Genomic DNA, 26,756 nt, shown 5'->3' with positions numbered 1-26,756 from the left:
CACAAAAAATCACTTTTTTTAGCCAAAATTTGCTGATATTTTTAAGCAGGGTTTAAAAATTGGGTACATAAAGTGCTTTTTTTTACTTAATGTACTTAATTGCTAACGAAAATCACTCTCGTGTCGAGTCTTTCAAAAAATTTGTCATATAGTTAACCATTTGTTTTTACATTATTTTTATTTTTTTAAAGCTATGTTAATGATTCTCTTGCTTTAATTTTGTTCGTTTAATAGTTGATTAATATAAAACTGCCAACGCTCCACGATGGCTTGGCGTTCAGACAATGCCATCTTAGGCTCAAAGATACGGTCTAACTGCCAACTTTCACCAATGCTAGTGTCATCATATAGCCCCACCGCTTGCCCTGCCAATAGTGCCACCCCTTTTGCGGTACTCTCAGTGGTCGTTGGTCGCAGCACAGGGACATTGAGTATATCGGCTTGAAATTGCATTAAGATATTGTTATTGGCAGCGCCCCCATCCACGCGCAGTTCGTGCAGTGGCACAGGGCTATCTTTTTGCATGGCGATTAACACATCATAAGCTTGTAGCGCAATCGCTTCTAACGCGGCTCTTGCGATATGCGCTTTGGTAGTACCACGTGTCAGCCCGATAAGCCTTGCGGTGGCTTCTGCTCGCCAGTAAGGTGCGCCAAGCCCTGTAAAGGCAGGAATCAGGGTCACTCCTTGGCTATCTGGTACTTTTGCTGCCAAGGTTTCAATGTCCTCACTGCGCGCTATCATACCTAAGTTATCGCGTAGCCACTGCACGATGGCACCTGCCATAAACACACTGCCTTCAAGCGCATATTGTGTTTGCGTGACGCTTGTTTTTTTATTTCGTTGTAAATTTTGTAAAGGTTTTAACAAGCTAGGCAATTTACCTGAGGGTTCATGCCGGTTAGGTTGACGAGTGTGATTCGCCGCTGTGGTTTGCCAAGCGACGGTGGTGAGTAATTGCTGATGACTGACACAGGGTTTATCGCCGGTATTCATTAATAAAAAACAGCCGGTGCCATAGGTAGATTTTGCCATGCCTGCTCGGTTACAGCCCTGCCCATACAATGCCGCTTGCTGATCGCCTAGCACTGCCGTGACTGGGATTTGTTTGCCAAACATCCCTTGTTTGGTGACCCCAAAATCGCCATCCGATGGCTTGATGGTAGGTAACATGGTTTTGGGAATATCAAATAAATCCAATAATTCATCAGACCAGTCGCCTGTTTGCAAAGACATCAGCATGGTGCGTGAGGCATTGGTGATATCAATGCTATGCTCGCCTGTCATGTTAAACAGTAGCCAACTATCCACGGTACCAAAAGCCAACTCACCTGATAACGCTTGTTGGCGAAGCTTAGGGTTTTGGTTTAACAGCCATACGATTTTGCTGGCACTAAAATACGGATCTATACGTAATCCGGTAATTTGCTGGATTTTGGCGTCAAAGCCTTTATCACGCCAGTCTCTGCACCACTGATGGGTACGTCTATCTTGCCAGACAATGGCGGGTGCGACAGGCTTACCCGTCTTTTTATGCCAAATTATGGTGGTCTCACGTTGGTTGGTGATACCAATGGCTGAAATATCTGTCGCCAATAATCCTGCTTTGGCAATCACTTCTTGGGCAGTACTAATTTGGGTTTGCCAGATATCATTGGCATTTTGCTCGATAAACCCGGCTTTTGGGGTGATGATACCCAGCGGCTTTTGGGCGATGGCGATGGGTGTTAATTGGTTATCAAAGATGATACTGCGGCTTGAGGTAGTGCCCTGATCCAGCGCTAAAATAAATCCGTTTTCTGTTTTAGCCATGTTGTTGTCTCAAACGATTGTGTTAAGCGTCAATATGTTATCTTAGCAAATACTTGCCCACCAACTTTTATATTACTGCGGCTGAAACCTTAAGGCAACGATTCGCGAAAAAATAGCCATTGATTTTATCAACAAAAAACCACATCATACTGATACTTTATTACCACTTACCAAGACCTATCTGTTAACTATAAGTGACCCTAAAGCTTAGACTTTAGACCCTGAGCACTGTCACTCTAACTGTCATTGTTTATCTTTCCCACTACCGCTTTTTAATGCGTTGATGAAACTTGTTTTATGAAAAATACCCTTGCAAAATCTGTTCGTACTACCCCTGTTACTTCAAAATCCTCCGCTATCATTACCGATACCATCAAATCTGACAATTTACAGCCTGTTGCAATCTCGCACTTGCGCCGTTATACCGACCCAGCGACCTTGCCAAAAGATAGCCACCATACCAAAACGCTTGAGATTGGCTTTGGGCAAGAGCGAGCCTGTAAAGCGATTGCCACTGCACTTGACATCAATGCCAATGGTTATCATATCTTTGCTGCAGGTGAAAACGGACTGGGCAAACGCACCTTAATCACTCGCCTGCTACAAGCTCACGCCAAACAAAAACCCACGCCCAATGACTGGGTGTATGTGCATAATTTTGTTGATGCGCGCACCCCGATTGCGCTTGACCTTCCTGCCGGCATGGGCAAGCAATTAGCGGAAGATGTCAAAACCTTTTGGCTAACCACCAAACGTCAGCTCAATCAGCGTTTTCGCAGTGAGCACTATCAAAGTAAAGTAGAAGCCATAAAGAATGAAATTAGCCTTCGTGAAGAACAGGTCTATCATGCGCTGCATGAAGAAGGCAAACAGTATTCACTTGCATTGGCGCTGCGACCTTCAGACAATAAACCGATTTTTATCAAATCTGATTTTAGTGACAACCGAGCCGATGGCAATGACAATGACAATGACAATGACAGTTACAATGATAGTGAGCCAAGCGATGGTTATTTATCAATCAAACCTGCTAATAAATTGGGTCGCCAAAAATCCAGTGGTAAAGCACCAGTTTTACCAATTAAAGCCAATCAAACCTCTAGCACCATTAATAATACCTCGAGCGCAACCAATCAAGCCAGCTTTGGCTTAACCCCAAAGTCGCCGTATGTTGCCAATTATCAAGATAAGAACCATATGCAAAAACGCTTGAGCCAATTGACCGTTGAGCTTGAGCAAATTGAAGATGAAGCCAATCAGACCCTACAAGCGCTACACCACTCATTGACTCGGCGTACCTTAAAACCATTGATGGAGCCGTTATTTGACAAGTATCAAGCCTTACCAAAGGTTCGTAAGTATTTGCAAGACGTGCATGACGATATCGTCAATCATGTAGAACGAATCATCAATGAAGATGATGAAGAATTTTTGCCCAGCCATTTTTCGCCATTGCCAGCGCGCTATTTTGTCAATGTGATTGCAAGCCATGCGCCCGATCAAGGCGCACCGATTGTATTTGAAGACTTACCCACCCATTTAAATTTACTCGGGCATGTCGAGCAAATTACCCATTTGGGTACTGTGTCAACAGATGTCAGTCTGATTCGCGCCGGTTCACTGCACCGTGCGAATGGCGGTTATTTGGTGCTTGAAGCAACTAATTTGCTTGAATATCCGTATGCGTGGCAAGGTCTCAAACGTGCGCTGCAAAGCCGCCAAATCAAGATGTCGAGCCTTGAGCAAATGCTGACACTAACAGGCAGTATCAGCCTTGAGCCACAACCGATTAAGCTTGATGTCAAAGTCATTTTACTCGGTGAGCCAGACTTGTATTATGACCTGCTAGATTTTGAGCCTGAATTTAATGCCGTATTCAAAATCCGTGCAGATTTTCATGATCGCGTGGTACGCAGTCACGCCAACGAACAAGCAATGACCGCCAAAATTGCCGACATGATAAGCAAATACCAATTGCTAACGTTTGATAACACCGCGTTGGCGTGTTTATTGGATTATCTTAGTGAGCAAGCGGAAGACCAGCATGAGTTAAGCCTACATGGGGACAGATTGGCGCAGCTATTACTCGAAGCCAATCGTCATGCTATCATCAATCAATCAGAGCTTAGCCCTGCAAACACAGTAACCGCTAGCCATGTCCGCCAAGCCATTGAGGATATTCGCCATCGCTCGGGTTATTTACGGCAATTGTTCTGGCAAGAGCTAGAAAAAGGGCAACAGCTGATTAGCACCCAAGGCAAAGCGATTGGTCAAATCAATGCGCTGACGGTCATCAGCTACGCAGATAGTGAATTTGGTATGCCTGCGCGATTGACAGCGTCAGTGCATCACAGTGCCGCGCACGCCGATATCGTTGATATCGAGCGCGATGTGGATTTAGGCGGCTCTATCCATGCCAAAGGTGTGCTGATTATGAGCAGTTACCTAAAAGCGCTGTTTGCAGAAGACCACACGCTCAACTTTACTGCATCGCTGGCTTTTGAACAAAGTTATGGCGGTATCGATGGCGATAGCGCGACAGTAGCCGAAACCTGTGCGCTGCTGTCTGCCCTATCGCAAACCCCGATTAATCAAAGCTTGGCGGTTACAGGATCGATGAACCAATTTGGTCAAGTCCAAGCGGTCGGCGGCGTCAATGCCAAAATCGCCGGGTTTTATGATGCGTGTGTCGAGCAAGGCTTGACGGGTAAACAAGGGGTGATTGTGCCCAAAGCCAATTTGGCGCAATTGATGCTACGTCAAGATATCATCGATAGCGTGACGGCAGGTAAATTTACCATCTATGCCGTAGAGCATGTCAATGAAGCCATGTATCTATTGACAGGTCTGGCGCCTGATGAGATGACCAAAAAAGGCAAATATCGTAAAAATACCGTTTATGGTCGTATTTATGAACGCTTAGAAACTTGGGAAGAAAAAGATGCAGATGACAAACAATAACGCCTCATTGGGTTATTGTTTATCGCTGATAACTTGCTTGCTCTATATCAAGCAATGTTTGCTTAATCTCAACCCCACCGGTATAACCGCCCAATTTGCCATCGCTGGCAATCACGCGATGGCAAGGAATGATGAGACTTAGTGGGTTGCGGCCATTGGCCTGCGCGACTGCGCGAAAGCCTTTGGAATTATCCACTTGTAGCGCAAGCTGTGCATAGCTGATTGTTTGACCGTAAGGGATTTGTCGTAATGCTTGCCATACTTTTTGCTGAAAGGGTGTGCCTGTTGAGATATCAAGCGGTATGTCAAAAAACTGCCTTTGACCATCCTTATATTCTTTTAACTGTTTGATAGTCTCAGCGAGCACTTTTGCATCCGCATCTGGTGAATCGCTTAAAGCTGCCGAATTCATCGATCCCGATTTTACTTTTAACTTAGAGAAAATTCGATCTGTCTTTTGCGTATGCCAATCGAGCGCAATCAAACAGCCTTGATGTGCCACAAGCGTCACCGTTGGCAAATTTTTCGCAAGTTGATAAGACGTCATTATCATGTTATTCATCTTTTTCAAATAGCGCTTTGACAAAATCATCGGCTTGAAATGGGCGCAAATCATCAATTTTTTCACCCACGCCAATAAAACGAATCGGCACATTGGTATTTTCAGCGATATTAAATACCACGCCGCCTTTTGCCGTGCCATCTAATTTGGTGACGGTCACGCCTGTCAATGGCACGGCTTCATTGAAGATTTCTACTTGATTTAGGGCATTTTGTCCTGTACCCGCGTCGAGCACAATCATGGATTCATGCGGCGCTGTCGGATCGGCTTTTTGCATGACGCGAATCACTTTTTTCAGCTCTTCCATCAAATTGGTTTTATTTTGTAGACGCCCTGCAGTATCGGCAATCAGTACGTCAATGCCACGGGCTTTGGCAGATTGAATGGCATCAAAAATCACCGAGGCACTGTCTGAACCATGACCTTGGGCGACAACAGGGATATTATTGCGCTCCCCCCAAACTTGCAATTGCTCGGTGGCTGCCGCACGGAACGTATCGCCCGCTGCTAACATCACTGATTTGCCTTCGCCTTGCAGACGTTTGGCAAGTTTACCGATGGTGGTGGTTTTACCCACGCCATTGACCCCAACGACCAAGATGACAAACGGTTTTGTGCTAGCATCCACCACTAGCGGCGCAACTTTGGGTGTCAAGATATCGGTTAGTTCTTTTTGTAGCGCTTTATACAGTGAATGAGAATAAATCAAATCACCGCGGGCAGTGGCTTCGGTCAAGTTTTTGATAATGCGATTGGTAGCATTCACCCCAATGTCAGCGACCAACAGTTGGTCTTCGACTTCTTCAAGTAGCTCATCATCAATTTCTTTACCACCAATCAAAATATTGGTTAAGCCTTCGGTCAAGTTTTTACGACTTTTTGACAAGCCTTGCTTCATGCGGCTAAACCAGCCCCCTTTTTGTTCAGGCTCTGCGGTTGGCTCAGCCGTATTGGCAGATGGCTGCTGTGTGGGTGCAGGCTGACTTTGGTGTTGGCTTTGCGGCATGGGTGACACAGATTGAGGTGTCGCAGGTGCTTGCAGCGTTGACGTTTGGGCGGCTTCAGCGATACGCGGCGTTTCAATAATTGGCACATCTTGCACAGGCAGATTGGGCATCGTAGCATCATCAAAATTAGTCGGTTGGTTATTAAAATTAATTACCACCTTATTAGAAGCATTGTTATTAAATTGGTTGCTACTCATATCATCGCCTATGGTTAAATTTGTCATTAAAATATTGAGATGTATAAAATTATAACAGTGTTTGTTCGCAGTTTGAAATAAACATGCTGTCAATCCCTTAAACCCATAGGATGTGTGGTATGGGAAAAAACTGTCCGTTTACAGCTTGCTGCGCTAAAAATTTGCAGCTCGTACTTAGTCGCATGTAGAAGCTCGTATCTAGTCATACTTAATCGTGCAATGGCCTTTCAAATAGCAATCAATGCCAACATCCGTTATCATGGTCTATCTTTTATAATGCCTGCAAACCCCATTGCCCCACAATCAAAAAACCAAATTAAAGATTAAAAGTTAAAGAGAAACTATGTTAAACCGAAACCCTGTGTCAAAACCTACATTTTGTAATCTTACCCTCCTCGCTGCCGCCCTGACCTATGCGCTCAGTGTATCAGGTTGCAGCACTGCGCAGACCATCGCAGCCAAAACCATGCCGACCAAAACTACCCCGACTGTAGCGAATACGCCTATTAAAGTGCATCCAACTGCTAACGCGATAACTGATGCAACCCAGCAAACGCCGAGCCCCACCGATTTTGACAGCGATAAGGCAGCAACACGCCATGAATATACGCTGGCTAATGGCTTAAAGGTGATAGTCAAAGAAGATCACCGCTCCCCTGTGGTGATAAGCCAAATATGGTATCGCGTGGGTGCCGCGGATGAACCCACTAACTTAGGCGGTATGTCGCATTTGCTTGAGCATATGATGTTTAAGGGAACAAAAAACGTGTCCTCAGCAGATTTTGAACGCCTTATTGCCAAATTTGGCGGTAGCAATAATGCCTTTACCAGCTATGACTACACCGCATATTATGAAATTTTCCCTGCCAATCGCTTAGCGCTCGCCCTAGAGCTTGAAGCCGATCGGATGACCGATTTACAGCTAAAGGAGAGCGACTTTACCGCTGAGCGCCAAGTGGTAATGGAAGAGCGCCGCCAGCGGACCGATGATAACCCAAACGCTCGCGCCTATGAGCAGTTTATCAAAATGGCTTATCCGAACAGCCCCAAAGGAGAATCGGTCATTGGTCCCATGGCAGAAATCGAATCCATTGGATTAAAAGACCTAACCGATTGGTATAAAACATGGTATGCACCCAATAATGCGACCTTGGTGATCGTGGGCGATGTCAATCCCACAGAGGCCATCAATGAAGTCAAAAAATACTTTGCCAATAAAAAACCGCAAACCCTGCCAACACGCCCCAGCGTGATACAGCCAGGCTTTCGTGGTTATCAAGAAAAAACCACCCAATTACCGGTACAAGTGCCTATGGTTATGATGGCGTTTAACGTGCCGACGCTTACCACAGCAAAAGACCCCAAAACCGCCTATAGTCTATCGCTACTAGCCGATGTACTCGATGGTGGTCTATCTGCACGCCTAGAAAAACGCCTAGTACGGGAAAAACAGCTACTAGCCTCAGTCGGCAGTGGTTACAGTGCCTTTAGTCGGGGCGATGGGCTATTTTTAATCCAAGCTACCCCGCGAGATGGCGTTACGCTTGCCCAAGCCAAACAAGCAATCATTGCTGAGATTAACGCGCTCAAAACCCAACCGATTGCACAAAGTGAACTGACCCGTGCCAAAACCAACACCATGACCAGCTTGATTTATAGCCAAGATAGTATCAGCGGACAAGCGCAGATGATTGGCAGTCTAAACAGCATTGGGCTTGATGATCGAATGGTGTTTAACCTACCCAAAACCTTAGATACCATCACAGAAAGTGACTTACACGCTGCCGCTAGCAAATATTTGGTTAACGACAATTTAACCGTGCTCAATGTGGTAAAAGAAAATAAACCCAATAAATAACTATAAAACCAGTAACTTAACTTATCCTGACTTAATTTGCCCACATTGCTTGTCAGACCATCCTTAGAATTTTGAGAAAAAAAATGAAACCACGCTTAGCTAAAATCTTATTACTAATGACCACCATTACCACGCAAGGAGGCCATGCCGAACCTGCCACCCATAGCGATGCTCACAGTAGTGGCAATGTTGACCCCACCGCACCTATTGCCGCTTTAGACAAATTAACCAGTCTAAAAACGACGGCACCGTTAAAAGTGACATTACCCGATATCATCCACTTTACGACGGATTCGGGTACCCCAGTGGCTTTGGTACAAACCCACAATTTACCGATTGTGGATGTCAGTGTGTATTTTAATGCAGGCTCGGCTCGTGATGAAGCCATTAAAAAAGGCGGTTTTGGGATTGCCAGTCTGACCGCGAGTATGCTGGATCAGGGCACACGCCATAAAAGTGAAGATGAGATTGCCGAGACTAGTGAGCAGCTTGGGATTGATTTATCTGCCCGTGCTTATAAAGACATGTTTATCGTGAGTTTGCGCAGTCTATCCGATGAGGCGCGTTTATCCTCTGCGCTTGGTTTAATGAGCGATATGATAACCCAGCCTACGTTTCCAAACAAAAATTTTGAACGTACCAAAGCCCAGTATTTAATTAGCCTGCAACAGGCCAAAGAAGACCCAGATAGCATCGCAAGCAAAGCCTTTGCTGCGGCGCTTTACGGGAATCATCCCTACGCCCACCCCACCCAAGGCACGGAAGACAGCATTGCCAAAATTAATACCACCGATCTCAAAGCTTTTAGCCAGCAGTTTTTGGTAGCGAAGAATGCGAATATTGCCATTACAGGCGATATCAGTCTTGAGCGCGCGCGGGCGCTTGCCAATCAGCTAACCGCTCAAATGCCTGTTGGCACAGCTGCCCCAAAGCTTGCCGATGCCAAACCTTTGAGCGTGGCTAAAACGATTCATATTCCATTTGACAGCACCCAAACTACCGTATTGATGGGACAATTGGGTCAAAAACGCGTGGTAGATACTTTAGGCTTACAGCATCAAACCAACTTTGCCATTGCCGATGAAATCGTCGGGGGCGGCAACTTTCAAGCCAGATTGATGGAAGATATCCGTAAAAAACGCGGGCTCACCTATGGTATCTATAGTACCACCACGCCGATGCTTGCCCAAGGTAGTTATACCATTAACTTTTCTACCCGTAACCAAAAGTCGCAAGAGGCGATTGAGGCGACCAAGCAAGTCATCAAAAATACGCTAGAAAAAGGGGTAACGCCAAACGAATTGGCTTTAACCAAAGACAGTCTAATCAACAGTTTCCCCACCAGTTTTGCTAGCAATGCCGCCATGAATGCCACAGTTGGTATGATGGGGTTTTATCAGCTGCCAGATAGTTACTTGACCGAGTACGTGACGCGCGTGCAGCGCGCCGACCTTAACGCGGTCAATCAAAGCTATAAAGACCTCATTGACCCTAACAAGTTTTTGATAGTGACGGTTGGCAGCGCCACGCCAGACACAACAAAAATCGCTAAATAGCCAATGTTAACACCTTAACAGTTGCGACAGGGTTAAAAACGGCAGGGTGATGAGCTTGAGCTATGGCTTGCGCCCCATTTTCGAAAGCCTTGCGTATCAAGATGCACTGAGCCTGTCGGATACAAGCCAAGTCCAAAATTATAGCTTTGCCCGTTGGACTGCCAAAACTGGCAAAGCCCATCAAAGGTACTTTCTATCGCCCATTTGTTGGCTTCGTTTTCAGGTATCCAAATATCAATTGCGCCATTGGTCATGTGCTTACTCTCGCCCGCACCGCCGGCACAATCATTCAATGCAGGGTTTCGATACACGGAGCGTATCACTGTCGAATAAGGCAAATAACCTTGTTTTTGCAGTTGCTGCAGCATTTGCAGGGTGGGCACGATATTTTGCCACAGCGATGCAGGCGGTACTTCATACGGCTCAAAACCACAGCGCCGTGCATCTCTGGCACTCGCGATTAACTGCTCCATCGGCGGAATACTGCCTAATTGGCTTTGCAAGAAATTTTGATAAGCCAACACTTCTGATTGCTGGTAGCTGTGGCTAGCCAGCCAATCCTTAAAATCTGCATCATTGGTATAGACAACGCTACTATTGTATCGTGTGGTATTTTTGAGTGCGCCATAATCTATTGTAGGTCGGGTTGTGTTTTGACGGTTGAGAATAAGACCGCGCATATTGTCAGTCTGCGTGACAGTGGTATTTTTAGGATTTGGCTGGGTTTGACGAACGATGGTCGTAGTAGGTTTTCGGTTATCGACGGGTGTGACAGGATGATTACACGCGATAAGCAATGTCATTATCATCCCTGAGCCAACAATGCCTGTTAAAATCTTGGTTTTGGTATTCTGAGTCTTGGTAGTGTTTATATTCTTGGTCTTGGTATTGGCATACTGGGCTGTTTGCGCGTTGTCTTCGATAATGGTTGGTTTATTTTTGGTCTTGTTTTGATGTGTCATGGACTGCCTATTCACGTTTCGTCAAAATGGAAAAACACCACGGACTTATGAGCAACTGTCAAAAAAGTCGGCTTGATAGGCTCAGTTAATCATACCCACTTGATAGTTATACTCACTTAATTAATAGCTCACTTAATATAGTGACTTATTTCTATGAAACAAGTGTTATAAACTATTACATTATTAAGACTACCAAAATCACATTAAGCCATATAAACTATTGAGCCTATTTTTGTGTCTTTTTACAGACTTATTGTCACCGGGTTAATTTGATGTTTGGTGTGTATGGTAGATAAGATTGGACAGTACCGTTTTTCTAGGCAAGCTCATCACTTTGGTAATGACAGTCTACCCTCCTTTTGGCAGCGCGTGCATTTAGACCCTTGGTTATTGATGCTATTGTTTGTCACGGCTTTATTTGGTTTAGCCATTTTATATAGTGCCTCTACTCAAGACATGGGAATGGTCATCCGTCAAACCATTAGTTTTACCATCGCGTTTGTAGTGATGATTGTCATGGCGCAAATCCCGCCCAGTCTTTACCGTGATTTTACCCCGTTTTTTTACGTGGGTGGCGTGGGGTTACTGATACTGGTCAAAATTATTGGTGAAGTGCGACTGGGTGCGCAGCGCTGGATTGATATTCCTGGGTTTGGTAGTGTGCAGCCGTCAGAGTTTATGAAGCTTGGCATGCCGATGCTCACTGCTTGGTTTTTATCCAAACGCGACTTACCGCCAAGTTTATCAACAGTGCTTATCACGCTAGTGGCGATTGGTATTCCAGTACTGCTAATTGCTGAGCAGCCCGACTTGGGTACCTCTTTATTGGTGGCGTCTAGTGGCTTATTTGTGCTGTTCTTATCGGGTTTACCTTGGTGGATGATTGGCTCTGCGGTGGCACTGTTTATTCCCTTTGTTTTTGTGGCTTGGGAATACCTGCTACACGACTACCAGCGCAGACGCGTGCTAACTTTGCTAGACCCTGAAAGCGATGCCTTGGGGGCTGGATGGAATATCATGCAGTCAAAAACCGCGATTGGCTCAGGGGGACTCACAGGTAAAGGCTACTTGCAAGGCACACAATCTCATCTACACTTTTTGCCAGAAGGTCACACCGATTTTATCATTGCGGCTTTTTCCGAAGAGTTTGGCTTAATCGGTGTGATTTTACTGATGTTTTTGTATTTTTGTATTCTATGCCGCGCCTTATTTATTGCTTACTCCAATACTGCTGTCTATAGCAAATTACTCTCTGGCGCGATTGCCATGTCATTTTTTGTGTATGTGTTTGTAAATGCAGGCATGGTGGCAGGCATTTTGCCAGTTGTCGGCGTTCCTTTGCCATTTATCAGCTACGGCGGTACTGCTTTAATTACTTTGATGGCAGGATTTGGTTTAGTGATGTCAATTGCCTCGCATAATGTTAAATAACTCTTAGACTATTTTCAAAAATTTTTCGTTTGTAAATAGGCTATTTATAAACAATTCTTTATGTAACTATTTATGTAACTTGGTATTTTTAAATGTAAAAAACGTAAAAGAGTTAGCATAAAAGATATCCTTTTTATGAGTAGTTTTAAACAATTATGATGGTAAAACTTAATAATTTTTACCGTTTATCTATTTTTTTATACCGTTTATCTAAATAAATCGTGATTTTAATCGCGTAATTGCTTATTGTGGGTCATCAAGATTGAACAATTACATACCGAAACAAAGTAAAATTTGTAACCTAATTGTTAAATCTAATAAATTTTCTTGGTGCCCTATAAGCGATTTGTATGCATGACATATCAAGGCTTATGTGCTCCCAAATATAAGGCGCTCATTGTAAAGAGCGATTGTTCAGAGGTCATTATGTCAAAGCGTCAATCGAATTTAGCTAATGTAGCGACGTTACTTTGCTTTTGTGGCGTAACGGCGCTTAGCTCAACTTCCCAAGCAGCCACGAACAATTTAGATCACGTACTTAATGAGTTAACCCGCCAGCACAACAATGCATCAGACTTAGTCAAATCAGCCCGCCAACCTCGTAACCTTGCCTTAGACAGCCAACTTATCAGCCAAGACACTTCACAAGCTAGCAAAGATTCAGACGTGTTAGAACGTCTTTCTGCCGTTGCATCCAATACAGTCAATCGCTTTAGCCAAACGGGTGTCGCCTCTTGGTATGGTCGTCAATTTCAAGGTCGTAAAACTGCTAGCGGTGATACTTTTGATTCCAATTCATTGACTGCGGCGCATCGCTCATTGCCAATGAACTGTTATATCAAAGTAACCAACAAATCAAACGGTAAAAGCGTTGTAGTAAAAGTCAATGACCGCGGTCCGTTTTCAAGCCATCGCGTCTTAGATTTATCGTATGCCGCCGCCAAACAAATTGGCTTAGCCAGCACAGGTACAGGCAACGTCGTTATTGAGCGTGTGGCCGGTCCAAACTAATGTTAGCTGACTAGGCAGCTTTTAGCTTAATATCAACTTTTAGGTGACTAGCAGATTTTAGGTAAACTAGCAGCCTATCAGCACAAAAAAAAGCATGAAATTGATTTATGCTTTTTTAATTGCCTTAACAATACTACCGCGCCAAATACTTGGTCATATCTTCAATACCATGCAAGGTCATCGGGTACATATGCCCTTGCATGATATCTTTGATTAAGCCGATGGTCTGGGTGTATTGCCAGTAGCTTGGTGTCTCAGGGTTGAGCCATGCGACTTTATCAAAGTGGTTAGTGATACGTTTTAGCCACGCCTGCCCCGTATCTTGGCTCATATACTCAACGCTACCGCCGACAGATAGCAACTCATAAGGCGACATTGCGGCATCACCAACAAAAATCACCCGATAATCACTGCCATATTTGTGTAGCACATCCAATGTGGGCACGGCACTGGCATTACGGCGGGCATTTTCTGTCCAAACATATTCATACACACAGTTATGAAAATAAAAAAATTCAAGCGTCTTAAATTCGTTTTTAGCGGCAGCAAATAAGCGCTCACACGCTTCGATATAGCTATCCATGCTACCACCGATATCAAATAGCATGAGCACTTTGACACGATTGCGGCGTTCGGGACGCAGCTGCACATCGAGCATCCCCGTTTGCGCGGTTTTCTTGATGGTTGAGCCAATATCAAGCTCATCAGCCGCCCCATCACGGGCGAATTTACGCAGTTTTCGCAGTGCCATCTGCATCGAGCGGGTTTCTAACTGGTTATCCGTGTCCAAATCGCGGTATTTGCGCTGCTCCCACACCTTGACCGCTGAGCGTTTTCGGCTTTCACCACCCACGCGGATACCTTCAGGATGGTCGCCATACGCACCAAAAGGCGATGAGCCGCCTGTGCCCACCCATTTGTTACCGCCTTGGTGTCGCTCTTTTTGTTCTTTTAGCCGTTCCTCTAGGGCTTTCATGAGTGCTTCAAGCGAACCATATTTTTTGAGTAGGCGCCGCTGGGCTTCGGTGAGATTGTTGGGGTCAAGTTTAAGTTCCAGCCATTCTTTGGGGATATTACCCAATTTTGCCATCAGCTCGTCGATATCGAGTGTATCAATACCTTCAAAATAATCTGCCATGGCACGGTCAAATTTATCAAAGTATTTTTCGTTTTTGACCATACATAGGCGAATCAGCTCGTAGAATTGTTCACGGTCGGCAAACACAATGCCTGTTTCTAGCAAAGCATAAAGGTCTAGCAATTCACGAGTGGAAACTGGCACGCCATATGTGCGTAAGGTATAAAAAAGATTGATAAACACACCAATCCCCTATCGACTACGACGCAGCATAAAGCCCATACGTTCAAGTAAACTCAAGTCATTTTCATTCTTTAATAACGCCCCCGCCATGGGCGGTAAGTTATCGCTTGGATTTTTCAACCGCTCAATCGCATTTTGACTGCCCGCTTGCAACTCATCTGCCATCAGCAAACTAATCCAATCTACCAATTCAGAGGTGGATGGCGGTTTTTTTAAGCCTTTGACTTCACGCAGACCGTAGAACACCTTGAGTGCTTCATCCACCAAGTCTGCCTGTAGATTGGGGAAATGCACATCCACAATTTCGCGCATGGTTGCTTGGTCAGGAAAATCAATATAATGAAAAAAGCAACGACGCAAGAAGGCATCAGGCAGTTCTTTTTCATTGTTTGACGTGATAATAACGACAGGACGATGATCGGCGGTAATCGTTTCGCCAGTTTCATACACATAAAATGACATTTTATCGAGCTCATGTAGCAAGTCGTTAGGGAACTCAATATCCGCTTTATCAATCTCATCAATGAGCAGTACCACACGCTCAGGACTGGTAAATGCTTGCCATAGCTTGCCTGCCTTGATGTAGTTAGCAATATCATACACGCGGTCATCGCCCAATTGACTATCCCGCAGGCGTGATACCGCATCGTACTCATACAAGCCTTGTTCAGCTTTGGTGGTTGATTTGATGTGCCAAGTTAACAGTGGCATATCTAAACTTTTTGCCACTTCTTCAGCCAGTAGCGTTTTACCCGTGCCAGGTTCCCCTTTGATGAGTAACGGTTTTTGCAATCGAATCGCAGCGTTGACGGCAAGTTTTAGGTTGTCAGTGGCGATATAACTATCGGTGCTTTTAAAACTGCTTTGGGTTGCGCTGTTTTGGATGGCAGCATTTTGCTGATGGTCAGACATAAAAAAACCTATGATAATCGTCAAAAATGAGTTTCAGACTATCATAAGTTTTAGGGAAAGTTAAGCTGTAAAAGATTAAGCTATAAAAAGTTAAGCGGTTACAGCTTGCTGGCTTATCACTATCATAGCTTAACGGCTAGGCTGGCTGATATTGGCGTTATTTAGCGCATGTTTTTTGTTGGTTTTATCGATGCCCATTCGAAGAATTTGCCAAATAAAACCCAAAATACAGCCCACTGTAATGACAACCATAATTGGTAGCAACCCATTAAAGATAATTGCTGGATCTTTGAGTAAAATCCCATACACCACGGAAATACTCGCTGGTGCGATGTCAGGCGGGGTGCCAAGGGAAGTGGTGGGCGTGAGCAAAATCGCAAATAGAATAATCCAACTCAAGCCTGCAAGCGTTTTTGGCAAAATCCGTACCACTAAAATCCAAAGCAGTAATACCACAATGGAAGATCCCACATAAGCATATAAGGGTAATTTGTCTGGCGGCACACCTTGAACCAGCTGCGCCCACCAAATGATGATTTCGCCTAGCACATTACCGATTTGGTCGAGTGATAAAAATGCAAACATAGTTTTGCCTTGCCAAAAATAGATAGATTATTTTAGCATGATTCAACTCATTTTGTTAAAATTTTGCTACTGCCACTTGTTCTGCTGCGCTTCTGCCATATTCAATTTTGCTTGGCGTAACAGCACATCTTCAGGCGGCATTTGCACAAAATACCCCTGACTTTGCAGTTTTTCTAACACTTCTGCTTTATTGACCCGTGCAAGCTTTGTCGTATTCGTCAAATCCAAATGCATCACAAAGGTTTCGCGCCCAATCGCTTGACGAAAATCCTTGGGCAACACTGACAACCAGTCACGAATCTCGTCCGTGTCATTGGGATAATCTGGGCGAGCAATGTACACATACAGGTCATCTTTTTTGCTAAATTTATAAATATCGCAATGCATCATACAACCCTATTATTACTGTAAAATTTAAAGTGCCTCTATGATACCATAAAATGGTTTGTCTGAAATTAAACCCCTTTTTCTATTAGCGACTTTTGCTATCAGCCCTGTGTACTATTAATCTAGGCATTTCACATGTTAGCTCATAAAAAAAAGAGCAACTAGGGCAATTGCTCTTTTGGGGATAAAAACTATTGATAAATTTGCGCTTTATAAAAGCTAATTAATGATGCTCAGTATCGGCAATCTGCGCTTGTGCCAACGCAGACAAGGCGGCTTTTAACATCGCTGATACAGTGCTTGAGCAAGTGCCGATACCTGAATAAATCTCACCTTCAATATTCAACTGTAAGTAAGCAACGGCATTGGCATCACTGTTGTTTTGGGTGAGCGGGCTTTGACTTTCAACCGTTAACGCATGCTCTGCATAGTTGATAACGTGAATATTTTTGTTCAATTTGGCAGAGATGGCATTAATAAAGGCAGACAACGGACCATTACCATTACCAACGACGTCTATGATATCATCCCCCATGCGCACAGAGCCTGTAAAGCTTACTGAGCCAGCGGTGTTTTTGATTTCATAATCTTGCAACGCCAAAGTAGATTGGTTCAAATAAGTGTTTTCAAACACGCTAATGACATCATCTGATGTCAATTCTGACTGACGGCTCTCGGCCTCTTGCTGAATGACACGGCTAAAGTCAATCTGCGTCCAGCGCGGCAAATGAAAACCAAAGTCACGTTGCAAGATATAAGCAACACCACCTTTCCCTGACTGGCTATTGATACGCACGACATCCTGATAGCCGCGTCCGATATGAGCAGGGTCAATCGGCAAGTATGCCACATCCCACAAGCCTTGGGTAGCTTCGGCATTTTGCTCGTTATAATCTAGCGATTTTTTAATGGCATCTTGGTGCGAGCCACTAAAAGCGGTAAATACCAACTCGCCCACATAAGGATGGCGTGGATGAATCGGTAACTGATTGCACTCACTCACCACTTGGGCGATTTCGCTCATGTTACTAAAATCAAGCTGTGGGTCTACCCCTTGGCTATACATATTCATCGCCATGACCATGATGTCCATATTGCCTGTGCGCTCGCCATTGCCAAAAAGCGTGCCTTCGATACGGTCAGCGCCTGCCATCAAACCCAACTCACTGGCAGCCACAGCACAGCCACGGTCATTGTGGGTGTGAAGGCTCACAATCACATGCTCTCGCATGGGTAAGTTTTGGCAAAAATATTCAATCTGATCGGCATAGATATTGGGCGTTGAGCTTTCTACGGTTGATGGCAAGTTAAAGATTACTTTTTGACCTAAGTCCGGGCGCCAAACTTTACACACCTCATCACAGATTTTGACCGAAAAATCGACCTCGGTTTGCGAGAAACTTTCAGGGGAATATTCAAAAATCCATTCGGTTTCAGGGTATTCTTTCGCCAAATCACGCAATAATGTTGCACCTTCAACCGCAATCGCAATGATGTCATCATAATCTTTTTGATACACTTTTTCGCGCTGCACTTTTGAGGTTGAGTTATACACGTGGACGATGGCACGTTTGGCACCTTTTAGCGACTCAAAGGTACGGCGAATCAAATGTTCGCGTGCCTGCACCAATACTTGCAAGGTCACATCGTCGGGTACGTGTCCGCCTTCGATTAATTTGCGGGTAAAGTCATACTCGACCTGCGCCGCTGATGGAAAACCAATCTCAATTTCTTTGAAACCCACTTGCACCAACAAATCAAAGAAGCGCATTTTTTGTTCAATGCTCATCGGCTCAATCAAGGCTTGGTTACCATCTCGCAAATCCACCGACGTCCATATGGGCGCTTTGGTGATGGTTTTATCGGGCCAAGTACGCTGGGTCATCTTTGGTGCAAATGCAAAGGGTTGGTATTTTTTATGATTAAAAGCCGCGTTTTTGGGTTGTATTGACATGCTAATTCTCCACATTTAATTTTACTTAAAATTCTATGATGAAATTATATCCATTTTTTTGTAGTTGAAGTAACTAAATTTTGCTATAAAAAACACAGAATTTGATATTTATGGCTACTATAATTATATTGTTTAGTTAAAATCACTAATTTTGAGAGTTTGCCATGACTTCATTAGATAAAATAGACAGACAAATTTTAGCGCTATTACGAGAAAATGCACGCATGAGTAACCTTGAATTGGCAGAAAGCGTAAACTTAAGCCCTACCCCCTGTGCGCGCAGAGTCAAGCAATTAGAGGATGCCGGTGTGATCACGGGTTATAGTGTCACCACCGACCCTAGAAAATTAGGCTATCAACTGTCAGTCTATATTGCCATTAGCATGGATAAACATACGGCAGAACGCTTTAGCAATTTTGAAAAAAAACTACGAGAATTTCCTGAAGTGGTCAGCTGTAGTATAGTGACAGGGCGCAGCGAAGACTATCTTATCAAAGCTTTGGTCAAAGATATGGCGCATTATGAAGAATTTTTATTGCATCGTCTAAACCGTATCGAAGGTATCGCACAAGTGCATACCAGTTTTGAATTACGAGAGGTATTTTCTCTTCCCGTTATCACAGATACTATATGATGCTGTATTAATCATATAAAAAAAGATACCCACGAATGAGTATCTTTTTTAGTAATTGACTGAAATTAGAAACGGTAAGTTGCACCGATTTTAGCGATTGGATACCATTTTGAATAATCTGAGTCATCCAAATCTTGTTGTAAGTCAGATTTTAGACGATTATTATCAAATTTTGTAATTTCTTCACCGTTGGTATCTAGAACTCGTGTTTTAGCATCAGTCACTTTTAAGCCACCAGTATAAGCTGCACCGATTTCACCAAATACACCAAAGTTATTAGTGATATTAGGACGGAAACCGATAGTTAAGTATGGATTTAAAGTGTTTTTATTTTCAGCTGACGCTTCAATGTTACCATAGTAAGTGTTACCATTGATTTTAACTGGTTTGGTTTCAGTTGCTTGTTTTTTCAAAGTGATTTCGTTGTCACCAAAAATAGTACCAACACCCACAGTAAACCAATTTCCAGCAGGGCGTAAATTCACACCAAGATACGGATTGCTTGAATCTGTTTCTAAGTCATATTCAACATCTTCAATTTCGATGGTGTCTTTTAAATCACCGATATCGCCGCCAGCCCAACCAGCTACGAGTTCAGTTTTATCGTTTAGCGCCCAACCAATATTGGCACCATAACCTAAAGTACCTACTTCGGCACTGATAGCAGCAGGATTTGTTACGGTATCAAAAAACGTTCTAGTACCAGTAACCAATTGAGTTGTTGTGTTTTTTACTACACCTGCGTTTGGATCGTAAGTGGTAGTAGATACGGCAACAGGCTGTGCAACAACTTGTTGATCAACAACGACAGTTTCAGCAAAAGCAGAAGTTGCGATTAAAGCAGCAGGAATAGCAGCTAATTTTAAAACTTTCATATAAATCTCCTAAGGACAAGATAAAGTAAATTTACCATTTCTCTTAAAAATCTAAAAGACTTTCAAGCGATGAATGACATATAAAGAAAAAGTAAATTAGTTGACATATTTTGTTACGTTTCTCTTAGGTATATTAAAACGTAATTTTTCAGCAATGTCTTTTAATTTTGTATAACTTTTCTATATATTTATGTAATTACATAGGATGAAGTGTAATATTTTATCAAAAATGTTGCTTTTTTAAAAGACTTAAGTTGATGTTGCAATTAAAAGAATGACTTTTATGTTAATTTTTTTTACAATACACCTATCGAGAGATGCTGCAGCTTAAGGTTGGCTTAATTTATATTTGCTTGCCTGAGCTAGGCTCGTTTTTTGTGTTTTAACCAAAATAAATCCAAAATAAATAACCGCATCTGCGTTTTTACTTTAACTTTTTTTACCGGTTTTAAGGAGTGGACGCAGTGTCCCTGTCTATCAATTCTACTGATTCAAATTTTTCTGATTACAAAGTTGCCGATATTAGCCTTGCCGACTATGGTCGCAAAGAAATCAAACTGGCTGAAACTGAAATGCCTGCTTTGATGGGTCTACGCCAACGCTACCAAGCCGAGCAGCCTTTAAAAGGCGCCAAGATTGTGGGCTGTATCCACATGACCATCCAAACAGCAGTATTGATTGAAACGCTCGTGGCGCTGGGTGCTGAAGTACGCTGGACTTCTTGTAATATTTTTTCAACCCAAGACCATGCCGCTGCCGCCATCGCAGCAGCCGGTATTCCTGTGTTTGCTTGGAAAGGCGAAACTGAGGAAGAATACGAATGGTGTCTTCGCCAGCAGATTTTTGAAGGCGGTGAAGCCACGGGCAAGCTGTGGGATGCCAATATTATTTTAGATGATGGCGGTGACTTGACGGCGCTGATTCATAACGACTACCCGCAAATGCTCGACAACATTCACGGTATCTCAGAAGAGACAACAACAGGGGTACATCGTCTAATTGAAATGCTCAATGCAGGCACCTTAAAAGTACCCGCCATTAATGTCAATGACGCAGTGACCAAATCAAAAAATGATAACAAATATGGCTGTCGTCATAGCCTAAACGATGCCATCAAACGTGGTACCGATATGCTGTTAGCGGGTCGTCGTGCACTTGTTATCGGTTATGGCGATGTGGGTAAAGGTTCTGCTCAAAGCCTACGTCAAGAAGGTATGATAGTACGAGTGACGGAAGCCGATCCAATTTGTGGTATGCAGGCTTGTATGGATGGCTATGAATTGGTCTCGCCATTTGTGGAAGGCGACCCTGCCAAAGGTGTCAACAACACCCTTATGCAAGATACTGACTTGGTGGTCACTACCACTGGTAACTACCATGTCTGTAATAGCGATATGTTAAAAGCCTTAAAAGCCACCGCAGTGGTTTGTAATATTGGTCACTTTGATACCGAGATTGATACCCAGTTTATGCGTGACAACTGGAAATGGGTGGAAGTGAAGCCTCAAGTACACCAAGTCTATCGATCAGAAGATGAAAACGATTACTTGCTTTTATTGTCTGAAGGTCGTTTGGTCAATTTGGGTAATGCCACAGGTCACCCATCACGTATTATGGATGGCTCTTTTGCCAACCAAGTATTGGCACAAATGCACTTATTCAAAGAAAAATTTGCTGATTTGCCTGCGGATAAGAAAGCGGACAATTTATATGTCAAAGTATTGCCGAAAAAACTCGATGAAGAAGTGGCAGCAGCCATGGTCGCAGGCTTTAATGGGGTACTGACTAAATTGACGCAGCAACAAGCCGATTATATCGGTGTGCCAATTGAAGGTCCGTTCAAACCTGATAGCTATAAATACTAATAGCTATAACTACTATTTGTTAAAGGTTCAATCAAAGCCATGCCAATGGACATGGCTTTTTTTATGCAGTTTAACTCAATATTTATGCCAAAAAATTCAATTTTTTTACTGTTATACCCGTTATAATGGTGCTATTTTTTATCATTTTGGATACTTTCATGACCACCATGACAACGCCGTTTTCTTTTGAGTTTTTCCCCACCAAGACCGATGACGGTCAAACCAAATTATTGACAACCTTTGATGAATTAAATGCTTTAAAACCTCAATATTTTAGCGTCACGTATGGCGCAGGTGGGTCAACCCGTGAGCGCACCTTAGGCATTGTTAAGGCACTGAGTGAAAAAAGTGACACGCCCATTACCCCGCATTTATCCTGCATTGGCGATGATAAAGCCAAAATTGGCGAGTTATTGGATTATTATAAATCGTTAGGCATTAATCGCTTGGTGGCGCTGCGCGGTGATTTGCCATCAGGTATGGTAGGTCTTGGCGAGCTGCCGTTTGCTGTCGATTTGGTTAAATACATACGTGAGCATAGCGGTGATTATTTTCGTATCAAAGTCGCTGCATATCCAGAAATGCACCCGCAAGCCAAAAGCTTTGAGGCCGATATCCAAAACTTGCTCAATAAATACCACGCAGGCGCGACTGAAGCGATTACCCAGTTTTTCTACAACGCTGACAGCTATCTATATTTGCGTGATGCCCTTGCCAAAAAAGGGGTGACTCAAGATGAGTTCCCGATTATCGCAGGCATTATGCCCATCACCAATGCGTCAAATTTGATTCGATTTGCCGATGGCTGTGGGGCAGATATTCCACGTTTTATCCGTAAACAGCTTGCCGACTATGGCGATGACAAAAAAGCCATTCGTCAATTTGGGTTTGAAGTGGTGGTCAATCTATGTGAGCGTTTGATTGCCGAAGGCGTACCGTCAATGCATTTTTACAGCATGAACCAAGTCAGCCCAAATAAACAACTGATTGAAGCGCTTGGATTGGTTTAAGTGCGTATAGAACTTACGCACTATCTGACAGCAAAAAAAATGACAATGGCGATGTTAAACTGTCTGTTCAACATCGTAAAATTGGGGCATCGCAAGATAACGCTTATCTTAAACAATTTATCTGGAACAGTTTATCTTGAGCAGTTACTGTTCGATAAAATTTTATAGTGCCATTGCCCTGATGGTCAGATGCTTACCCAATTATGCTTACCTAGTTAAATGTCGTTATGCATTAGATTTGCGCCAGTATTTTAACTTTGAAGTGTGACCAATCCCCACATTAAAGGTGTTGGTAGGATCTAGCTTTCGATAAAAATTGGCTAATGCAGGCTTAGCAACATATAAATGACCCACATTGTGTTCTGCGGGATATTCTGCCCTACGCTCGTCTAGCAGCTGCCACATCTGATGTTCAATATCCAGTGGATTAGTGCCTTTTTTGACAATGTAATCTTGGTGAAATACATGACAAAAAAAGTGCCCATAATATAATTTATGCAACATATGTTGTTCGAGATCTGCAGGGATTTTTTCTACCCATTCTCTATCGTTACGTCGTAACGCAATATCCAATGCCACAATATCCTCAACCTCTGCTCGGTGGGTATCACGATATCGTATCGCCGCCCCAGCAACAGCAAAACGGTGTAAGAAAGCTTTGCGACCTTCTTCCTCCGTACAGGCAAAATACGAGCCAGTAGAATGAACGGCAAAATACTCATTTAAAAACTGCTGTGTCTGTTCTGCGCTTTGCTCATCTACTCGTAGAATCAAATGATGCTCAAAACGCTGATGAAACGCTAGCATGCGCTGCGGTAAATGACTAGGTAAGAAAAAGGTAATAGCTTGTAAAATTTGATCAGTCAAACCCCGTATCTTGATTTTCTCTAACCACCCATCGATGCGATCTTTGAGTGCTAATGCTCTGGGTATATTCACCGTGCCAAAACGCTCAATAAACAAGAAAGTGTCTTTGCCATACTTTGCACCAATACTAAAGGCATCACGATGAATATATTCCCCAGCAATCGGCAAGCTGGGTAGTGATGTCAGCAAATAACGACGTATCGCCGTTAAGTCATCATGGTCATTTGAGCCGATATAAAAAACCTTACTCTCAACTTTTTCAAAGGTATCGAGTCGTACCGCAAACACACAGACTTTACCCGCTGAACCCGATGCTTCATATAATCGTGTCGGATCTGCATTAAATCTAGCAGGACTGTCTGCATCGACTTGTTTAACGTCATGGGCATAACGATTGTCTGATGCCAGCTGAGTGGTTTGCGTGGTTATCTGACTGGTTTTATAGTCTTGTTTTTGCAGTCTGGTGAGTATTTCTTCGGCCGTGTTGCCTAAATCAATACCTAGATGATTAATCAATTCTAACTTACCCGATTCATTGACACGCGCATACAACGCCATTTCAGTATAAGCAGGTCCACGACGTACCAGTGCGCCACCTGAGTTGTTGCAGACCCCACCTAAAACTGAAGCCCCAATACATGATGACCCAATCACAGAATGCGGTTCACGATTATAAGGTTTTAAAGTACGCTCAAGATTATCCAAAGTAGCGCCAGGTAAACACACCACTTGTTTGCCATCTAAAATCACTTGAATGCCTTGTAGACGCCGAGTACTCATAATAATAACTGGACGATCATATTCATCACCATAAGGAGTAGAGCCGCCTGTCAGTCCTGTATTGGCAGCTTGCATAATTACCACACAATCTGCCTCAATAATTGTTTGTAGCGCCTGCCACTGCTCAAGTAAAGTACCTGGACATACCACAGCCAACACTTTTCCCTCACCAAAACGTATACCTTGTCGATAATGACGGGTATCTTGTTCATCGATGAGTACATAAGACTTCCCTACGATCTTCGTTAATTTATCGAGTGTCGGTTTATACTTTTTTAACATGATAAATATCCTTATTGATTAAATGAGTCATGAGGTTTTATTGGCGATTATATTGACTTGTTGATAGTTGAACCGGTCTGGTTTTATCAAAGATAGGATTGTGTTCGATGGTAGAGCTACGCATAGCGTTAACATGGTCAAGTGTGCGTTTACCATCGGTGGCTCGATTATAGATGCGGTTATCGCTGATTTGTGGTACTAGATTTTTTATTAGGAGATTTTTTACTACGAGATTTTGTGCTAGATGTGGCTTGGCGTAGTGGCTAAGTGTGTAGCTTTCTTGGGTTACCCGTAAGTATTGGCAGTGGTATAAGCGAGTGATGGGTTTTTGTTTCATCCCTTTATGCTACTATATTTTAATCAATTTACGCAAAAATTTATGCGCTTTGTATCAGCGCTCAATGTAAAAGGAGACTATTGAAGTCCCCTTTTTCACCGCTGTGAGTATGTCTTAGTTTGATGTTAAATGATTACATAGCAGCTGCGAAGATTGCTACGACCTGTTCATGATTTGCCTTGCGTGGGTTAGTAAGCATACAAGCATCGTTTTGGGCATTGGTTGCCATGATGGCAAGGTCTTCTTGTTTAACACCAAGTTCAGTAAGTCCTGTAGGAATACCTACCGATTGGGATAGCTCACGAATTGCATTGATGCCTGCCTTACCTGCTTCTGCCCGAGTCATGCCTTTGATATCAATGCCCATAAATTCAGCAATATCTGCATAACGCTCAGGGGTTGAAATCAGGTTAAACTCACAGACGTGCGGTAACAAAATCGCATTACAGACACCATGTGGCAGATTGTAGAATCCACCTAACTGGTGCGCCATTGCATGTACATAGCCTAGCGAGGCGTTATTAAACGCCATGCCTGCTAAGTATTGGGCGTAGCTCATAGCCTCACGCGCTTCAATGTTTTCGCCATTCGCTACTGCTTGACGCAGCCATTGTTGAATCATTCGAATGGCTTTTTCAGCACAAGCATCTGTAATCGGATTTGCAGCAGTCGATACATACGCCTCTACCGCATGGGTTAACGCATCCATACCTGTTGCTGCAGTTAAAGATGCAGGTTTAGCAGTCATCAGTCGAGGGTCATCAATAGCAATGAGTGGGGTACAACGCCAATCTACAATCGCCATTTTGACGTGGGTATCGGTATTGGTAATAATACAAAAACGTGTCATCTCTGATGCCGTGCCTGCCGTGGTATTGATAGCAATCAATGGCGTCATTGGCACTTTACTTTTATCAATACCTTCATAGTCACGGATATGACCACCGCCTGCCGTCACTAGACCAATCCCTTTTGCACAGTCATGTGACGAACCACCACCCAATGAGATGATAAAATCACAGCCATTATCCTGATACGCTGTGACGCCATCGTGGACATTTTTGTCAGTTGGATTTGGCTCTGCGCCTGCAAATACGTAGCTATCAATACCTTGTTCGCTTAAATGTTTAATGATGATGTCTGGAACACCTGCTTTGTTCAGCCCTTGGTCAGTTACAATAAGCGCTTTTTTAGCACCTAGATCTTTGGCTTTTGAGCCCACTTCTTTGACACAGCCAGGTCCAAATAATGATACACAGGGAATAAAAAAGCCACTGGTTTGATCGGAGATTTGCTTATAAGCCATGATTAAATTCCTTTTAATCTTTTATGTTAGGGGTCTATAGTAATTTTATTCGTACGCCTAGTTTTTTGTCATCATTACAACTAGATAAGATGTACCAATATATTTTTATAAAATCACTATGACTTGATTTTAGTTCAGTCATCCAATGCTCTCTACCTACTATTAACCTACCTTAGTCAAAAAATTATTCTAGTTGATGTATTTTGAAAAAATAAAGCACGCTATTTGCGCTATGTCCCTCATGGCTTATGCTGTTAACGATACAGCAAAAGTCTTGAATCCC

The 26,756-nt window shown here is 43.3% G+C and carries 20 protein-coding genes and 1 pseudogene; 8 read left to right on the top strand and 13 right to left on the bottom strand.

The features are described 5' to 3' along the window. Positions 1 to 213 precede the first annotated feature (213 nt). Positions 214 to 1,812 carry a glycerol kinase GlpK gene (gene glpK, locus RTS09_RS00590; RefSeq protein WP_312533256.1) on the bottom strand — a complete coding sequence of 533 codons (1,599 nt, stop codon included), beginning with the start codon at positions 1,810 to 1,812 and terminating at the stop codon, positions 214 to 216. Between the two features lie 297 nt (positions 1,813 to 2,109). Between glpK and RTS09_RS00585 the strand changes: the two genes are divergently transcribed. Further along, a complete protein-coding gene (locus RTS09_RS00585) occupies positions 2,110 to 4,773 on the top strand; it encodes an AAA family ATPase (protein ID WP_312533253.1) in 2,664 nt (887 codons plus the stop codon). A 19-nt stretch (positions 4,774 to 4,792) separates the two neighbouring features. On the opposite strand, the gene RTS09_RS00580 is transcribed toward RTS09_RS00585, so the two are convergent. Both RTS09_RS00580 and ftsY read right to left on the bottom strand, forming a co-directional pair. Further along, on the bottom strand, positions 4,793 to 5,326 hold the full coding sequence (locus tag RTS09_RS00580) for a methylated-DNA--[protein]-cysteine S-methyltransferase (RefSeq protein WP_284033872.1): 534 nt from the start codon (positions 5,324 to 5,326) through the stop codon (positions 4,793 to 4,795). A gap of 1 nt (position 5,327) precedes the next feature. Next, positions 5,328 to 6,539, bottom strand: a complete 1,212-nt coding sequence (ftsY, locus tag RTS09_RS00575; protein ID WP_409418359.1) for a signal recognition particle-docking protein FtsY — start codon at positions 6,537 to 6,539, stop codon at positions 5,328 to 5,330. Positions 6,540 to 6,882: 343 nt separating this feature from the next. Here ftsY and RTS09_RS00570 point away from each other — a divergent pair, with 343 nt between their 5' ends. Further along, on the top strand, positions 6,883 to 8,397 hold the full coding sequence (locus tag RTS09_RS00570) for a M16 family metallopeptidase (RefSeq protein WP_312533249.1): 1,515 nt from the start codon (positions 6,883 to 6,885) through the stop codon (positions 8,395 to 8,397). An 83-nt stretch (positions 8,398 to 8,480) separates the two neighbouring features. Beyond that, a complete protein-coding gene (locus tag RTS09_RS00565) occupies positions 8,481 to 9,953 on the top strand; it encodes a M16 family metallopeptidase (RefSeq protein WP_312533246.1) in 1,473 nt (490 codons plus the stop codon). A 32-nt stretch (positions 9,954 to 9,985) separates the two neighbouring features. On the opposite strand, the gene RTS09_RS00560 is transcribed toward RTS09_RS00565, so the two are convergent. Then, entirely contained in the window at positions 9,986 to 10,915 is a 930-nt protein-coding gene (locus RTS09_RS00560; RefSeq protein WP_284033869.1) for a D-Ala-D-Ala carboxypeptidase family metallohydrolase, read from the bottom strand. A 285-nt stretch (positions 10,916 to 11,200) separates the two neighbouring features. Between RTS09_RS00560 and rodA the strand changes: the two genes are divergently transcribed. Both rodA and RTS09_RS00550 read left to right on the top strand, forming a co-directional pair. Further along, entirely contained in the window at positions 11,201 to 12,346 is a 1,146-nt protein-coding gene (gene rodA / locus RTS09_RS00555; protein ID WP_248105635.1) for a rod shape-determining protein RodA, read from the top strand. A 666-nt stretch (positions 12,347 to 13,012) separates the two neighbouring features. After that, a pseudogene (locus tag RTS09_RS00550) lies at positions 13,013 to 13,357 on the top strand (septal ring lytic transglycosylase RlpA family protein); the annotation flags it as partial. A 133-nt stretch (positions 13,358 to 13,490) separates the two neighbouring features. Here the strand turns inward: RTS09_RS00550 and RTS09_RS00545 are convergent. The 5 genes from RTS09_RS00545 to leuA all read right to left on the bottom strand — a co-directional run bounded on the left by RTS09_RS00545 (position 13,491) and on the right by leuA (position 18,516). Then, positions 13,491 to 14,678, bottom strand: a complete 1,188-nt coding sequence (locus RTS09_RS00545) for a vWA domain-containing protein (protein WP_312533239.1) — start codon at positions 14,676 to 14,678, stop codon at positions 13,491 to 13,493. 9 nt (positions 14,679 to 14,687) lie between these two features. Next, a complete protein-coding gene (locus RTS09_RS00540; protein WP_312533236.1) occupies positions 14,688 to 15,590 on the bottom strand; it encodes an AAA family ATPase in 903 nt (300 codons plus the stop codon). 129 nt (positions 15,591 to 15,719) lie between these two features. Then, complete coding sequence (locus RTS09_RS00535; protein WP_007116910.1) at positions 15,720 to 16,175, bottom strand: hypothetical protein; 456 nt, start codon at positions 16,173 to 16,175, stop codon at positions 15,720 to 15,722. A gap of 66 nt (positions 16,176 to 16,241) precedes the next feature. Next, positions 16,242 to 16,562, bottom strand: a complete 321-nt coding sequence (locus RTS09_RS00530) for a YcgL domain-containing protein (protein WP_065252484.1) — start codon at positions 16,560 to 16,562, stop codon at positions 16,242 to 16,244. A gap of 223 nt (positions 16,563 to 16,785) precedes the next feature. After that, the gene (gene leuA, locus RTS09_RS00525) at positions 16,786 to 18,516 is read right to left on the bottom strand and encodes a 2-isopropylmalate synthase (protein WP_312533233.1); all 1,731 of its coding nucleotides are present in this window, start codon (positions 18,514 to 18,516) and stop codon (positions 16,786 to 16,788) included. A 164-nt stretch (positions 18,517 to 18,680) separates the two neighbouring features. Here leuA and RTS09_RS00520 point away from each other — a divergent pair, with 164 nt between their 5' ends. Then, positions 18,681 to 19,151, top strand: coding sequence for an Lrp/AsnC family transcriptional regulator (locus tag RTS09_RS00520; RefSeq protein ID WP_312533230.1), 471 nt, complete (start codon positions 18,681 to 18,683; stop codon positions 19,149 to 19,151). A 65-nt stretch (positions 19,152 to 19,216) separates the two neighbouring features. Here RTS09_RS00520 and RTS09_RS00515 read toward each other — a convergent pair whose 3' ends face one another. Further along, complete coding sequence (locus RTS09_RS00515; protein WP_312533227.1) at positions 19,217 to 20,026, bottom strand: hypothetical protein; 810 nt, start codon at positions 20,024 to 20,026, stop codon at positions 19,217 to 19,219. A gap of 476 nt (positions 20,027 to 20,502) precedes the next feature. On the opposite strand from RTS09_RS00515, the gene ahcY reads away from it, so the two are divergent. Beyond that, positions 20,503 to 21,891 (top strand): adenosylhomocysteinase, encoded by a 1,389-nt coding sequence (gene ahcY / locus RTS09_RS00510; RefSeq protein WP_312533903.1) that lies wholly within the window; start codon positions 20,503 to 20,505, stop codon positions 21,889 to 21,891. Positions 21,892 to 22,058: 167 nt separating this feature from the next. After that, on the top strand, positions 22,059 to 22,901 hold the full coding sequence (gene metF, locus RTS09_RS00505; protein WP_312533900.1) for a methylenetetrahydrofolate reductase [NAD(P)H]: 843 nt from the start codon (positions 22,059 to 22,061) through the stop codon (positions 22,899 to 22,901). A 225-nt stretch (positions 22,902 to 23,126) separates the two neighbouring features. Here the strand turns inward: metF and dld are convergent, their stop codons facing one another. From dld to mdh, 3 genes are all read right to left on the bottom strand, one after another. Then, complete coding sequence (gene dld, locus RTS09_RS00500) at positions 23,127 to 24,830, bottom strand: D-lactate dehydrogenase (RefSeq protein ID WP_312533224.1); 1,704 nt, start codon at positions 24,828 to 24,830, stop codon at positions 23,127 to 23,129. Between the two features lie 37 nt (positions 24,831 to 24,867). Next, positions 24,868 to 25,167, bottom strand: coding sequence for a hypothetical protein (locus tag RTS09_RS00495; RefSeq protein ID WP_312533221.1), 300 nt, complete (start codon positions 25,165 to 25,167; stop codon positions 24,868 to 24,870). 133 nt (positions 25,168 to 25,300) lie between these two features. Further along, positions 25,301 to 26,473: an iron-dependent methanol dehydrogenase gene (gene mdh, locus RTS09_RS00490; protein WP_007116525.1), complete on the bottom strand. Its 1,173-nt coding sequence runs from the start codon at positions 26,471 to 26,473 to the stop codon at positions 25,301 to 25,303. Between the last annotated feature and the right edge of the window lie 283 nt (positions 26,474 to 26,756).

The sequence above is a fragment of the Moraxella sp. CTOTU47618 genome (assembly GCF_032017425.1).
Lineage (GTDB): Bacteria > Pseudomonadota > Gammaproteobacteria > Pseudomonadales > Moraxellaceae > Faucicola > Faucicola tetraodonis.
The sequence above is the reverse complement of the archived record's forward strand: the minus strand, read 5'-3'. Positions and strand labels throughout refer to the sequence as shown.